Source organism: Streptomyces albidoflavus, assembly GCF_000719955.1.
Taxonomy (GTDB): Bacteria; Actinomycetota; Actinomycetes; order Streptomycetales; family Streptomycetaceae; genus Streptomyces; species Streptomyces albidoflavus.
The window spans coordinates 168019-182457 of sequence record NZ_JOII01000006.1; the positions used below are offsets into that span (position 1 = coordinate 168019).

The 14439-nt window shown below is 71.3% G+C and carries 12 protein-coding genes; 10 read left to right on the forward strand and 2 right to left on the reverse strand.

The features are described from left to right. Positions 1-85 precede the first annotated feature (85 nt). Complete coding sequence (locus tag IF45_RS33810) at positions 86-478, forward strand: peptidase inhibitor family I36 protein (protein ID WP_003947852.1); 393 nt, start codon at positions 86-88, stop codon at positions 476-478. 416 nt (positions 479-894) lie between these two features. On the opposite strand, the gene aceE is transcribed toward IF45_RS33810, so the two are convergent. Further along, complete coding sequence (aceE, locus tag IF45_RS0108585; RefSeq protein ID WP_010637642.1) at positions 895-3627, reverse strand: pyruvate dehydrogenase (acetyl-transferring), homodimeric type; 2733 nt, start codon at positions 3625-3627, stop codon at positions 895-897. Between the two features lie 447 nt (positions 3628-4074). Between aceE and IF45_RS0108590 the strand changes: the two genes are divergently transcribed. From IF45_RS0108590 to IF45_RS0108615, 6 genes are all read left to right on the forward strand, one after another. After that, entirely contained in the window at positions 4075-4512 is a 438-nt protein-coding gene (locus tag IF45_RS0108590; RefSeq protein WP_008405485.1) for a DUF3052 domain-containing protein, read from the forward strand. A 207-nt stretch (positions 4513-4719) separates the two neighbouring features. After that, positions 4720-5178 (forward strand): peroxiredoxin, encoded by a 459-nt coding sequence (locus tag IF45_RS0108595; protein ID WP_003947849.1) that lies wholly within the window; start codon positions 4720-4722, stop codon positions 5176-5178. A 149-nt stretch (positions 5179-5327) separates the two neighbouring features. Next, positions 5328-5903: a TerD family protein gene (locus IF45_RS0108600; RefSeq protein ID WP_003947848.1), complete on the forward strand. Its 576-nt coding sequence runs from the start codon at positions 5328-5330 to the stop codon at positions 5901-5903. 104 nt (positions 5904-6007) lie between these two features. Continuing rightward, on the forward strand, positions 6008-6583 hold the full coding sequence (locus IF45_RS0108605; protein ID WP_003947847.1) for a TerD family protein: 576 nt from the start codon (positions 6008-6010) through the stop codon (positions 6581-6583). A gap of 52 nt (positions 6584-6635) precedes the next feature. Next, positions 6636-7778, forward strand: coding sequence for a DUF475 domain-containing protein (locus IF45_RS0108610; RefSeq protein WP_003947846.1), 1143 nt, complete (start codon positions 6636-6638; stop codon positions 7776-7778). A gap of 129 nt (positions 7779-7907) precedes the next feature. Next, positions 7908-8660 carry a TerD family protein gene (locus tag IF45_RS0108615; RefSeq protein ID WP_008405486.1) on the forward strand — a complete coding sequence of 251 codons (753 nt, stop codon included), beginning with the start codon at positions 7908-7910 and terminating at the stop codon, positions 8658-8660. A gap of 66 nt (positions 8661-8726) precedes the next feature. Here the strand turns inward: IF45_RS0108615 and IF45_RS0108620 are convergent, their stop codons facing one another. Further along, the gene (locus IF45_RS0108620) at positions 8727-9707 is read right to left on the reverse strand and encodes a TerD family protein (RefSeq protein WP_030306588.1); all 981 of its coding nucleotides are present in this window, start codon (positions 9705-9707) and stop codon (positions 8727-8729) included. 186 nt (positions 9708-9893) lie between these two features. Here IF45_RS0108620 and IF45_RS0108625 point away from each other — a divergent pair, with 186 nt between their 5' ends. The 3 genes from IF45_RS0108625 (at position 9894) to IF45_RS0108635 (ending at position 14439) form a co-directional block, all read left to right on the forward strand. Further along, complete coding sequence (locus IF45_RS0108625) at positions 9894-11066, forward strand: HpcH/HpaI aldolase/citrate lyase family protein (RefSeq protein ID WP_003947843.1); 1173 nt, start codon at positions 9894-9896, stop codon at positions 11064-11066. 116 nt (positions 11067-11182) lie between these two features. Next, complete coding sequence (locus IF45_RS0108630) at positions 11183-13624, forward strand: phosphoribosyltransferase (protein WP_030306590.1); 2442 nt, start codon at positions 11183-11185, stop codon at positions 13622-13624. After that, on the forward strand, positions 13621-14439 hold the full coding sequence (locus tag IF45_RS0108635; protein WP_030306592.1) for an HAD family hydrolase: 819 nt from the start codon (positions 13621-13623) through the stop codon (positions 14437-14439). Before IF45_RS0108630 ends, IF45_RS0108635 begins: the two co-directional genes overlap by 4 nt.

A 14439-nucleotide genomic window follows, 5' to 3' on the forward strand; every position in this document is an offset into this window, starting at 1 on the left:
CCCGGCGGGACCGGACAAGGGACGTGCCAAGGGGTTCGTCCGGAGGCTGCTGGCCCACGCGTCGGCCAACCGCCACCTGGCCCCCATGACGGTCGTCGCCGTCGCCGCGCTCTCCACCGCCCTGGCCCTCGCTCCGAGCTCGGCCGTTCCGGCCGGACCCGCCGAGGTCCGCGCCGAGGCGGCCGGGCAGGGCGGGCTCGCCTCCTGCGGCGCCGGACAGCTCTGTCTCTGGCAGAAGGCGGATTTCGGAGGGAAGCGCCACGTCTTCGAACTCTCCGGCACCGAGATCGAGAGCTGCGTCGCCCTTCCCTCCGGTGCGGTGGCTCACGCCCTCGCCAACCGCCTGGGACGGCCGGTCACCACCTACCAGTCGGCCGAGTGCGCCGAGACGGGCGAGTTCGACACCCATCCCGGCAGCGGGACCTGGCAGCCGTCCTCTCCCTACGGCGTGCGCGCGTTCAAGATCTGGGAGAACTGACCGTGCGGCGCCGCATCCCGCGACCTCCGCGTCCCACGCCCCGCCCCGCCCCGGCACGCGCGGGCGCACGCGGTTCGGCGGGAACCGGGCCGGCCGCACCTCACCGGGCCCAGCGACGCCCGGCCGGACGGGCCGGGACGAGGCCGCCGGGGAACCGCGGACGCGGCGCCGCCCGGGCCGTCCCACACCGGCCAGGCCCCCTTGAAGGTCTGCGCCGCACCAGCTCAGCCCGCTGCGGAGGCCCCGATCACACAGGAGCCCGACGGGCCGCGTACCGCACGACCGCAGCGGTGCGGGGCTGGATGGGGCGTCTGGCAGCCAAGGCGGTCCGCCTGTTCCGTCTGCTCCGGACGTGCCGGAGGGCGGCGGAGACCTTCACTCCGCCGCCCTCCGGGCCACACCACGAGGCTCGCGGGTCAGGCGTCGCCGCCCGCCGCACCCGGGTCCGCGGCTGCCACGTCGAGCAGCTGGTACCGGTCCATCGCCTGCTTGGGAGCGGCACGGTCGACCTTGCCCTCACGGGCCAGCTCGGTCAGCACGGCCAGCACGATCGACTGCGCGTCGATGTGGAAGAACCGCCGGGCCGCGCCCCGGGTGTCGGCGAAGCCGAACCCGTCGGCGCCGAGCGACTGGTAAGTCCCGGGCACCCAGCGGGAGATCTGGTCGGGGACCGCGCGCATCCAGTCGGAGACCGCCACGAAGGGACCCTCCGAGCCGGACAGCTTCTGCGTCACGTACGGAACGCGCTGTTCCTCGTCCGGGTGGAGCAGGTTGTGCCGCTCCACGTCGATCGCCTCGCGGCGCAGCTCGTTCCAGGAGGTCGCCGACCACACGTCGGCCCGTACGCCCCACTCCTCCGCCAGGATCCGCTGGGCCTCCAGGGCCCACGGCACGGCCACGCCCGAGGCGAGGATCTGAGCCGGGACCTCGCCCGATTCGCCGGCCCGCAGCCGGTGCACGCCCTTGAGGATGCCTTCGACGTCGACGTCCTCCGGCTCCGCGGGGTGCTGGATCGGCTCGTTGTAGACGGTGAGGTAGAAGAACACGTCCTCGCTGTCCGGCCCGTACATCCGCCGCAGGCCGTCCTGGACGATGTGCGCGATCTCGTAGCCGAACGCCGGGTCGTAGGCGACGACCGCGGGGTTGGTGGAGGCGAGCAGCTGAGAGTGGCCGTCGGCGTGCTGGAGCCCCTCGCCGGTGAGGGTGGTCCGGCCCGCCGTGGCGCCGAGCACGAATCCGCGAGCCAGTTGGTCCGCCATCTGCCAGAACTGGTCGCCGGTGCGCTGGAACCCGAACATCGAGTAGAAGACGTAGACGGGGATCAGCGGTTCGCCGTGGGTGGCGTAGGCGGAGCCGGCCGCGATCAGCGAGGCCGTGCAGCCGGCCTCCGAGATCCCGTCGTGCAGCATCTGCCCGGTCGGCGACTCCTTGTAGGCCAGGAGCAGTTCGCGGTCGACGGACTCGTACTGCTGGCCCAGCGGGTTGTAGATCTTGGCGCTGGGGAAGAACGAGTCCATTCCGAAGGTCCGGTACTCGTCGGGGGCGATCAGCACGAACCGCTTGCCGATCTCCTTGTCCCGCATGAGGTCCTTGAGAAGACGGACGAAGGCCATCGTCGTGGCGATCGCCTGCTGGCCCGACCCCTTCTTCACGCTCGCGTAGGTCTTGTCGGCCGGCTGCGGAAGCGGCTTGGCCCGCACCACCCGGGTCGGTACGTACCCGCCGAGCGCGCTCCGGCGGTCGTGCATGTACTGGATCTCCTCCGACTCGGGGCCGGGGTGGAAGTACGGCGGCAGGCCGTCCTCCAGCTCCTTGTCGGGGATCGGCAGGTGGAGCCGGTCGCGGAAGCCCTTGAGGTCGGCGACGGTGAGCTTCTTCATCTGGTGGGTGGCGTTGCGGCCCTCGAAGTTGGGCCCGAGGGTCCACCCCTTGACCGTCTGCGCCAGGATCACCGTCGGCTGGCCCTTGTGGGCCTTGGCCGCGGCGAACGCCGCATAGATCTTCCGGTGGTCGTGGCCACCGCGACCCAGGTGCAGGATCTGGTCGTCGCTCATGTTCTCGACCATGCTGCGCAGCCGCTGGTCGCTGCCGAAGAAGTGCTCGCGAATGTAGGAGCCCGTCTCGGTGGCGTAGGTCTGGAACTGTCCGTCCGGTGTGGTGTTCAACTTGTTGACCAGCAGGCCGTCCCGGTCCTGGGCGAGCAGCGGGTCCCAGGAGCGGTCCCAGACGAGCTTGATCACGTTCCAGCCCGCGCCGCGGAACTGCGACTCGAGCTCCTGGATGATCTTGCCGTTGCCGCGTACCGGGCCGTCGAGGCGCTGAAGGTTGCAGTTGACGACGAAGGTGAGGTTGTCGAGTCCCTCGCGGGCCGCGATCGAGAGCTGGCCGAGCGACTCCGGCTCGTCCATCTCGCCGTCGCCGAGGAACGCCCACACGTGCGAGGCGGAGGTGTCGGCGATCCCCCGGGCCTCCATGTAGCGGTTCATCCGCGCCTGGAAGATCGCGCCCAGCGGGCCGAGGCCCATGGAGACGGTGGGGAACTCCCAGAAGTCCGGCATGGAGCGCGGGTGCGGATAGCTGGAGAGACCGTTCGGCGCCTTCGACTTCTCCTGGCGGAAGCCGTCGAGCTGCTCCTCGGTGAAACGGTCCAGGAGGAACGCGCGGGCGTAGATGCCGGGGGAGGCGTGGCCCTGGAAGAAGATCTGGTCGCCGCCGTCACCCCCGTCCTTGCCGCGGAAGAAGTGGTTGAAGCCGACGTCGTACAGGGAGGCCGAGGAGGCGAAGGTCGCGATGTGCCCGCCGACGCCGATTCCGGGGCGCTGTGCGCGGGAGACCATCGCCGCGGCGTTCCACCGGGTCGCGTTGAGGATCTTCCGCTCGACCTCCTCGTTGCCGGGGAAGAACGGCTCGTCCTTGGTCGCGATCGTGTTGACGTAGTCCGTGCTGCGCATCTCCGGGACGGCGACCCGCTTCTCGCGGGCTCGCTCGATCAGACGGAGCATGAGATAGCGCGCCCGCTGCCGGCCGCGCTCGTCGACGGCGGCGTCGAGGGAGTCCAGCCATTCCTGGGTCTCTTCGGGATCGAAGTCCGGGACCTGGCTGGGCAGGCCGCCAATGATGATCGGGTTGCGATCGGGTCCGGAAGCCACGCTGTTCCTTCGCTGTTCGGTCGTGCACGTCAGGGAGGTCGGGCCGCTCCCCATGGTCCATCGGTGGGGCGGTTCCGTCATCTCTACCCGGCGGTAACCACCAACCGGGGACGCCCGGCCGACGGCGCCCCGAGAGCGGGCCGGTGTGAGCCGACCCAAACCGCAACGATACGCCCGGGGCCTCGACGGATATCGCATGGCCGTTCGGTCCGGGCGCCCCGCTGGGGCCGCCGGGAGCACCGATCCGCGCGCTCGACCGTGACCGGCGGCAGGGACCTGCGTAAACTCGTGGTGTCGGATGCGTCGGGACGGGATGGAACGTCACCGTTTCGGCGGTCTCGACGGCCGGGTACTTGCGCGATCCGTCGCGCCCGTGTGGACTACGGCCAATGCTTCGCGCCCGCGCGTGGCAGCAGCATTTCCCGAAACATGATCAGGAGGCACACCGTGAGCGCGACCGCGGACCACGCGGAGGAGCGGACCAACCCTGCCGCAAGGCTGGGTTTCCAGCCCGAGCAGGTGGTCCAGGAGATCGGCTACGACGACGATGTCGATCAGGAGCTCCGTGAGGCCATCGAAGCCCTCATCGGCGGCGAGCTCGCCGACGAGGAGTACGACGATGTGGCCGACTCCGTCATGCTCTGGTTCCGCGATGACGACGGCGATCTGACCGACGCACTGGTCGACGCCTCGCAGCTCGTCGAGGACGGCCAGCCCGTGTGGCTGCTGACCCCGAAGACGGGCCGGGACGGCTACATCGAGCCGAGCGAGATCAACGAGGCCGCCCAGACGGCGGGCCTCGCCCAGACCAAGAGCATCAACGCCGGCAAGGACTGGACCGGCAGCCGCCTGGTCACGCCCAAGGGCGCCAAGTCCAAGCGCTGAACCGCGTCCGTCGCGACGTGGGTGGCGGACCACCCCCCACCGGCGTCCCGGCGCGGCTGTGCCGTCCGCCAGGCCCCCTCGGCCGTGACCGAGGGGGCCTGGCGCGTTCCGGGTGAGGGAGGCGTGCGTAGGGTGGGCTCACCTTCCTTCGGCCGACCGTGGCCTGGAGGGGGACCGCTCACCGGCTCAGTGAAGGGATGCGTACCCATGGCGATCGAGGTTGGCACCAAGGCCCCGGACTTCGAGCTGAAGGACCAGCACGGCCAGACCGTGCGGCTCTCGGAGTTCCGTGGCGAGAAGAACGTGGTGCTCCTCTTCTACCCGTTCGCGTTCACCGGCGTGTGCACGGGTGAGCTCTGCGCGCTGCGCGAGGAGCTGCCGAAGTTCGTCAACGACGACACCCAGCTGCTCGCCGTCTCCAACGACTCGCCGTTCGCGCTGCGGGTCTTCGCGGAGCAGGAGGGGCTCGAGTACCCCCTGCTGTCGGACTTCTGGCCGCACGGCGAGGCCTCGCGTGCCTACGAGGTCTTCGACGAGGCGAAGGGCTGCGCGGTCCGCGGCACCTTCATCATCGACAAGGAGGGCGTCGTGCGCTGGACCGTGGTCAACGGTCTCCCCGACGCCCGCGACCTGAACGAGTACGTGAAGGCGCTGGACACGCTCTGAACGATCAGGGGTAACGGCCGGTGCGGGCGGGAACCCGTCACTAGTATCCAGACGTTCATCCGACAGCACTGAACGACGACAGGGGCGACGGCGCCCGCGGCACCACCGCACCGCGCCACCACCCCCTCGACACGCGAATGGGAGGACTCGTGGGAGTCAGCCTCAGCAAGGGCGGCAATGTCTCGCTGACCAAGGAGGCGCCTGGCCTGACCGCGGTCACCATCGGTCTGGGGTGGGACGTCCGTACCACCACGGGTACCGACTTCGACCTCGACGCCAGCGCCATCCTGACGAACGCCGACGGCAAGGTCACCAGCGACCAGGGCTTCGTGTTCTTCAACAACCTCAAGAGCCCCGACGGCTCGGTCGAGCACACCGGCGACAACATCACCGGTGAGGGCGAGGGCGACGACGAGCAGATCAAGGTGAACCTGGCCGGTGTCCCGGCCGAGGTCACCAAGATCGTGTTCCCGGTCTCCATCTACGACGCGGAGAACCGCCAGCAGTCCTTCGGCCAGGTGCGCAACGCGTTCATCCGCGTGGTCAACCAGGCCAACGACCAGGAGATCGCCCGTTACGACCTCTCCGAGGACGCCTCCACGGAGACCGCCATGGTCTTCGGCGAGCTGTACCGCAACGGCGCCGAGTGGAAGTTCCGCGCCATCGGCCAGGGGTACGCCTCGGGTCTGCGCGGCATCGCGCAGGACTTCGGCGTCAACGTCTGATCCGAGCAGTCTCCAGGGCTGTTCCCGTCCGGCGCCGCACGTTTCGTGCGGCGCCGGACCTCGTCAAGAATGCGCACGCTGTCACATCGGGGAGGAAAGCGATCATGGGTGTCACGCTTGCCAAAGGGGGAAACGTCTCCCTCTCCAAGGCCGCGCCGAACCTCACACAGGTCCTGGTCGGCCTCGGCTGGGATGCCCGCTCCACCACCGGCGCCCCGTTCGACCTCGACGCGAGCGCGCTGCTCTGCACCTCGGGCCGGGTGATGGGCGACGAGTGGTTCGTCTTCTACAACAACCTCAAGAGCCCGGACGGCTCGGTCGAGCACACCGGCGACAACCTCACGGGTGAGGGGGACGGCGACGACGAGTCCCTGCTGGTCGACCTCGCCCAGGTGCCCGCCCACTGCGACAAGATCGTCTTCCCCGTCTCGATCCATGAGGCCGACGTCAGGGGCCAGACGTTCGGGCAGGTGAGCAACGCGTTCATCCGCGTGGTCAACCAGGCCGACGGGCAGGAGCTGGCCCGCTACGACCTCAGCGAGGACGCCTCCACGGAGACGGCGATGATCTTCGGCGAGCTGTACCGGTACGGGGGCGAGTGGAAGTTCCGGGCGGTGGGACAGGGGTACGCGTCCGGCCTCAGGGGCATCGCTCTAGACTTCGGGGTCAGCGTCTCCTAAAGCCGGGTACGGACGGGGGAGCCTCGTAGTACATACAGGGATTGGGTATCCAGTGGTTCTGAAAACCTTCGGCTGGTCCTTCGCGGTCACCGCGCTCGGACTCGTCGCAGCCGTGCTCTACGGGGGGTGGGCGGGCTTCGGGGTCGTGGCGATCCTGTCCATCCTCGAGATCTCGCTGTCGTTCGACAACGCGGTGGTCAACGCCGGAATCCTGAAGAAGATGAATGCCTTCTGGCAGAAGATCTTCCTCACCATCGGCATCCTGATCGCCGTCTTCGGTATGCGACTGGTCTTCCCCGTCGTGATCGTCGCCATCAGCGCCAAGATCGGCCCGATCGAGGCCGTCGACCTGGCGATGACCGACAAGGACCACTACCAGGAGCTGGTCACCGACGCGCATCCGTCGATCGCCGCCTTCGGTGGCATGTTCCTGTTGATGATCTTCCTCAACTTCCTCTTCGAGGACCGCGAGATCAAGTGGCTCACCTGGATCGAGCGTCCGCTGGCCAAGCTCGGCCGCGTCGACATGCTCTCGGTCTGCATCGCTCTCATCGTCCTGCTCATCTCGGCGATGACCTTCGGCAGCCAGGCACACCAGCACGGCGGTACCCATGCCGACAAGGCGGAGACCGTGCTGCTGGCCGGCATCGCCGGTCTCATCACGTATCTGATCGTCGGCGGTCTCTCCAGCTTCTTCGAGGACAAGCTCGAAGAGGGTGAGGAACGCGAGCACGAGGCCGAGGAAGAGGCCAAGCGGCAGGGGAAGCCCGTCTCCGCGGTGAAGCTGGCCGGCAAGGCGGCCTTCTTCATGTTCCTCTACCTGGAAGTGCTCGACGCCTCCTTCTCGTTCGACGGCGTGATCGGCGCCTTCGCCATCACCAACGACATCGTGCTGATGGCGCTCGGCCTCGGCATCGGCGCCATGTACGTCCGTTCGCTCACGGTGTACCTGGTCCGCGAGGGAACCCTCGACGACTACGTGTACCTGGAGCACGGCGCCCACTACGCCATCGGCGCCCTCGCGGCGATCCTGCTCGTCACCATCCGCTTCCAGATCAGCGAGATGATCACGGGCCTCATCGGCGTGGTGCTGATCGGCGTCTCGTTCTGGTCCTCGGTACGCCGCAACAAGCGGCTGGCCGCCGAGGGCGGCGAGGATTCCAAGGACAAGGCCGAAATTCCCTCCGGAGTCTGACTCCGGGCCGGGCCGCGGGTGTGACCGGGCCCGAACTGAGGAACGCTCCCAGCGGGGCGGTTGTCGAGACGACCTCGGCGCCGCCCCGTCGGCATGGGCGGGACGAGAAACCGAAGGTCTGGGGGTGGCATGTCCTTCTGGGACGGTCTGCTGGGTGGTCGCAACGCGGCGGCGCAGTTCGACTCAGGAAGCGTCGGCAGCAACTCGATACGGCTGACCAAGCGCCAGCCGCAGGTCTCCCTGGTCAAGCAGGGAGCCGCCACCGGCAACCTCCGCGTCAACCTCTCCTGGCAGATGCGCCCGGCCGACTTCGGCAAGCGGTCCACCACGTCCTCGCGGGCCCTGCTGCGTCACCCCTTCAAGGCGTTCCAGCCGGAGGTCGTGCAGGCCCACACGCAGGGCGTGGTCAACGTCGACCTCGACATGGGCTGCCTCTACGAGATGGCCGACGGCAACAAGGGCGTCGTCCAGCCGCTCGGCGAACTCTACGGTGACCTCAACACCGCGCCCTTCGTGAAGCTCAGCGGCGACGACCGGTTCGGCTCGGGATCGGGCGAGACGCTCTACGTCAATCTCGACCAGCGCGAGGAGATCAAGCGGCTCCTCGTCTTCGTCTACATCTACGACAAGACCCCGGCCTTCGACCGCACCCAGGCCGTCGTCACCCTCTACCCGGCCACCGGCCCGCGCATCGAGATCGAGCTGGAGGAGCGGGCCCCGCAGGCCAGGTCGTGCGCGGTCTTCTCGCTCGACAACCGCAAGGGCGAACTGACGGTGCGCCGTGAGGTCAAGTACGTCTACGGGTTCCAGTCCGAGATCGACCGGCTGTACGGCTGGGGGCTCCAGTGGGGCCGCGGGTACAAGAGCACCGGCACCCGCTGACGGGTCTGCGGAGCCCGGCCGCCGCCGGGCCGCCCGTGGCCGGTGCTCACGGACGTGGCCCGGGCGTCAGCCGCTGATGAACTGCGGCCCCTGCGGCGGCAGCCGGAACGACCCGGCGGGGCCGCCGACCGCCTGCGGGTAGCCGTAGGCGGGCTGGTGCGGCGGCGGGGTCTGCGAAGGGTGCGCGGGCGGCGGTCCGGGGTGCGGATAGCCGTATCCGGCCGCCGCGGGCTGCGGGTAGCCGTAGGCGGGCTGCGGGGCAGGGGCCTGCGGGGGCAGTGGTGCCCGGGTCGCGTCCGGGTCCGGAGCCGGGGGCGGGAAGTTCGGCGGCGGCGGCACGGCCGGCTGCGCCGGGGGCTGCGGCCCGGCCGTGGTGGGCGGCAGCGGCTGGGCGGCGAGAGGCGCGGGGGTCTCGGGGGCGGCCGGGAACTCCGGGGCGTCCGGAAGCTCGGCGGGGTCCCCGGGGCCGGCGGCCGCGGGCTCCTCCGAGTCGTCGACGGAGATGCCGAAGTCGGTGGCGAGCCCGACGAGCCCGTTGGAGTACCCCTCGCCGAGCGCCCGGAACTTCCAGCCCTCGCCCCGGCGGTACAGCTCGCCGCAGATCAGCGCGGTCTCGGCGCCGGTCTCGGGCTGCACCTCGAAGGTGGCGACGGGGGCGCCCTCGGTGGCGCCGGTCGCGTCGGCGCCGGAGGTGTCGTAGAGGTCGATGCGCAGGGAGGGGACGCGCTCGAAGGGCAGCTCGTCGGTGGAGGCGACCAGGAGTATGCGCCGGACCTGCGGTTCCAGGCCCGCGAGGTCGGCCTGGAGGGTGTCGGTCAGCCCCTCGGGCACACGCCGCTTGCCGAGCCGCCACACCGCGCCGGACGGGTGCCGGGGCTGGTTGTAGAAGACGAAGTCCTCGTCGGAGCGCACCCGGCCGTCGTCGGCGAGCAGCAGGGCCGACGCGTCCACGTCCGGCACGTCCGGGGCGGCCGTCCAGCACAGAACGGCGCGGACGGCCGTCGCGTCGAGCGGGACGTTGGACCCCTTCAGCATGGCGTGCGTCATGCGGTCATCCTGCCTGTTGCGAGGTACGGCGGACAATGCGGGGGGCGGGTCGGACTTGGCGGGAGCGCTGCGGCGACGCGCCCGGGTTACCAGAAATTCATGGTGGACGGGAACCCTGGATATGCGCTCCTACGTACTATTACCGGCCACATATTCGCGGCCACCCAGGCACTACGGGGGATTTACATGCGTCATTTCGGGCATCTTGCCCCTGAAGCGCGGCGGCGCCTCTTCCACCGGGAGCCCGCCGTCTTCACGGCCGAGTCGCCGGCCCCCATCCTGGCCACCGCCCTGGGGGCGACGCTGTACAGCCCGGCCACGCGCCCCACCCTCGCCGACGACGTCCACAAGCAGGCCGCCCGCGGCGTCGTCTCGATGGTCCTCTGCCTGGAGGACTCGATCGCCGACGCCGACGTCCCCGGCGCCGAGGCCAACCTCGTGGCCCAGTTCGCCGACCTCGCCGCCCGTGCCGAGGCGGGCGAGGCCGAGCCCCCGCTCCTCTTCATCCGGGTCCGCGACCCCGAGCAGATCCCCGACCTGGTGCGCCGCCTCGGCCCAGCCGTCCGCCTGCTCTCCGGCTTCGTCCTCCCGAAGTTCACCGAGGAGCGCGGCGTGCCCTACCTGGAGGCGCTGGCCACCGCCGAGGCCCGCAGCGGGCACCGCCTCTTCGCCATGCCCGTCCTGGAATCCCCCGAGCTGCTCCACGTCGAGACCCGCACCGCCACGCTCACCGGGATCGCCGGCACCGTCGACAAGTACCGCGACCGGGTCCTGGCCCTGCGGCTGGGCGTCACCGACTTCTGCTCCGCCTACGGGCTGCGCCGCCCGCCCGACATGACCGCCTACGACGTCCAGATCGTCGCCTCCGTCATCGCCGACGTGGTCAACGTCCTGGGCAGGGCCGACGGCACCGGCTTCACCGTCACCGGGCCGGTCTGGGAGTACTTCCGCGTCCAGGAGCGCATGTTCAAGCCGCAGCTGCGGCGCAGCCCCTTCCTGGGCCGCGCCGAGGAGCTGCGCGCCTCGCTCATCGAGCACGACATGGACGGCCTGCTCCGGGAGATCGAGCTGGACCGGGCCAACGGCCTGCTCGGCAAGACCTGCATCCACCCGTCCCACGTCCTGCCCGTGCACGCACTCTCCGTGGTCAGCCACGAGGAGTACAGCGACGCGCAGGACATCCTGCGGCCCGAGCGGGACGGCGGCGGCGTGCTGCGTTCCGCGTACACCAACAAGATGAACGAGGTCAAGCCGCACCGGGCCTGGGCGGAGCGCACCCTGCTGCGCGCCGAGGCCTTCGGGGTCGCGGCGGAGGACATCGGCTTCGTGGAGCTGCTGGGCGAGGGGCTCGCCGTCTGACCGGCCCCCGGGCCCGGTGGCCGTCACGACCGCACAAGAGGAACACGGCGCCCGACAGGCGCACCCTGGAGTACGCGCCCCCGGCGCGCCCTGAGAAGAGAGAAGAGACGAACGACGTGGTGTGGACCGGAACCTGGGTCTCCGACCGGCTCGGCATAGAGCTGGCCGGCGACGACGAGCTGCGCGGCCTGCTGGGCCTCGCGCTGCGCCGCAACCCCAAGCGGGCGCACCTGCTCGTCTCCGGCGTCCTCGGCAAACACGTCCCGCAGCTGCCCTCGGTCGTCCACGGCCACGGCGTCACGCTCGGCCGGCGCGTCCGCGCGCTTCTCGGCCCCGAGGAGGCCGCCCGCGCGGTCGTCCTCGGCTACGCGGAGACGGCGACCGCCCTCGGCCACGCCGTCGCCGACGGCCTGGAGACCGCCCCCTACCTGCACTCGACGCGGCGGCCCGTCGCCTCGGTGCCCAGCGCGGGCGGTTTCGAGGAGTCGCACTCGCACGCCACCTCCCACCTGCTGCTCCCCGAGGACCCCGCCTTCTTCGACCGGGGCGGGGAGGCGGGCCGGGGGCCGCTGGTCCTGGTGGACGACGAGTTCTCCACCGGCAACACCGTCCTCAACACCCTGCGGGACCTGCACGCCCGCCACCCCCGCGACCACTACGTGATCGTCGCCCTGGTCGACATGCGGGCCCCGGGGGACGCCGGCCGGCTCGCCGCCTTCGCCGAGGAGACCGGCGCCCGCGTCGACGTCGTCGCCCACGCCCGGGGCACCGTGCGCCTTCCCGAGGACGTCCTCGCCCGGGGCCTGCGACTGGTCGAGGAGCAGGACGGCCGCACCGCCGATCCCCTCGTGCCCTGCGCGCCGGCTGTCGCCCCCGTCCGTCTGGAACTCGGCTGGCCCGCCGGTCTGCCCGACGGCGGCCGCCACGGCTTCACCCCGGACCACCGGGCCCGCCTCCGGGAGGCCCTGCCCGCGATGGCCGCCCGGATCGTCGACGGGCTCGGCGGCCCCGAGCAGGCCGGACGCGTCCTCGTGCTCGGCTTCGAAGAGCTGATGTACGCCCCGCTGGTCCTCGCCAGGGCCCTGGAGGAGGCCGGGCTCGACGTGCGGTTCTCCACCACCACCCGCTCACCGGTGCTCGCCGTGGACGACCCCGGCTACGCCATCCGCACCCGCCTGGCCTTCCCCGCCCACGACGACCCGGCCGACGGGCCCGGCGAGCGGTACGCCTACAACGTCGCGGGCGGCGGCTTCGACACCGTCCTCGCCGTCGTCGACAGCGCCGCCGACACCCCGGCCCTGCACGCCCCCGGCGGGCTCCTCGCCCAGCTCGCCACCGCCGCGCCCCGGGTGGCCCTCGCCGTCGTCCCCGCCCACACCCCCGTACCCCGCACCCCCGACCGGCAGGAGCCCCCTGTGCTGCCCGCGCCCCTGCGTGGCCCCGACTTCTCCTCGTACGAGCCCGACGACGTCGGCTGGCTGCTCCAGGACCTCTCCGCCGTGCGGCTGGAGGCGCCCGTGGAGGAGCGCGAGGAGGCCGTCCAGCGTGGCGGGGCCCACTACGCCGAGTCCCTGCCGGTCGAGTACCAGCCGACCGAGGAGTACCAGGAGCTGTACCGGGACGCCCTCGCCGGGTCGGTCGCGCGGATCGCGCGGGCGGTCGGCACCGTCACCGAGCTGGTCCTCGCCGAGCGCTCGCCACGGCCGGTGCTGGTGTCGCTGGCGCGGGCCGGTACCCCGGTGGGTGTCCTCATGCGGCGCTGGGCCCGTCACCGGCACGGCACGGAGCTGCCGCACTACGCGGTCTCCATCGTGCGCGGCCGGGGCATCGACGCCAACGCGCTGCGCTGGCTGGCCGCGCACCACGACCCGGCGGACGTGGTCTTCGTGGACGGCTGGACCGGCAAGGGCGCCATCACCCGCGAGCTGGCCGACGCCCTGGCCGGGTTCCCCGGCTTCGACCCGGAGATCGCGGTCCTCGCCGACCCCGGCTCGTGCGTGCGCACCTACGGCACCCGCGAGGACTTCCTGATCCCCTCGGCCTGCCTCAACTCCACCGTCTCCGGACTGATATCGCGCACCGTGCTCCGCGACGACCTGGTCGGCCCGCACGACTACCACGGTGCCAAGTTCTACCGCGAGCTGTCCGGTTCCGACGTCTCGCGGGACTTCGTCGCGGCCGTCGAGGCCCGCTTCGACGAGGTCGCCGACGCCGTGGACCAGCAGGTCAAGGAGGCGGCCTCGGCCGACCGCGCCCCCACCTGGGAGGGCTGGGCGGCGGTCGAGCGGATCAGCGAGGAGCAGGGCATCCACGACGTCAACCTGGTCAAGCCCGGCGTCGGCGAGACCACCCGTGTCCTGCTGCGCCGCGTCCCCTGGAAGATCCTGGCCCGCCGGGGCGCCGGCGCCGACCTCGCGCACATACGGCTTCTCGCGGAGCAGCGGGGCGTGCCGGTGGAGGAGCGCGACGACCTCCCGTACACCTGCGTCGGGCTCATCCACCCCCGCTACACCCGGGGCGCGACCGGTGCCGACGGCAAGGCGGTGGGGAGCGCGTGACCACCCTCGTCGCCAGCGACCTCGACCGCACCCTCATCTACTCGGCCGCCGCACTCGGCCTCACCGTGCCCGACGCCGAGGCGCCCCGGCTGCTCTGCGTCGAGGTCTACGAGAGCCGCCCGCTCTCCTACCTGACGGAGACCGCCGCCGGGCTCCTCGGCGCGCTCGCCCGCGAGACGCTCTTCGTCCCCACCACCACCCGGACCAGGGAGCAGTACCGCCGCATCCGGCTGCCCGTGCCCACCCCCGGCTACGCGATCTGCGCCAACGGCGGGCACCTGCTGGTCGACGGGGTCGCCGACGAGGACTGGAACCGTTCGGTCCGCGGCCGCCTCGACGCCGAGTGCGCGCCGCTCGCCGAGGTCAGCGCCCACCTACGGGCCACCGCGGACCCCGCCTGGCTGCTCAAGGAGCGCGTGGCCGAGGACCTCTTCGCCTACCTCGTCGTCGACCGGGCCGAACTCTCCGCGAGCTGGCTGAGGTCCACCGCCGCCTGGGCCGGGGAACGCGGCTGGACCGTCTCCCTCCAGGGCCGCAAGGTCTACGCCGTCCCGCGCCCGCTGACCAAGAGCGCGGCCATGCGCGAGGTGGCCCGCCGTGCCGGGGCGGACACCACGCTCGCCGCCGGGGACTCCCTGCTCGACGCCGACCTGCTGCTCGCCGCCGACCGCGCCTGGCGCCCCGGCCACGGCGAACTCGCCGAGGAGGGCTGGACGGCACCCGGCCTCACGGTGCTGCCCGAGCGGGGCGTCGCGGCGGGCGAGGAGATCCTGCGCCGGTTCCTCGCGGCGGCCAGGGGCGACAGCGGCAGCTGA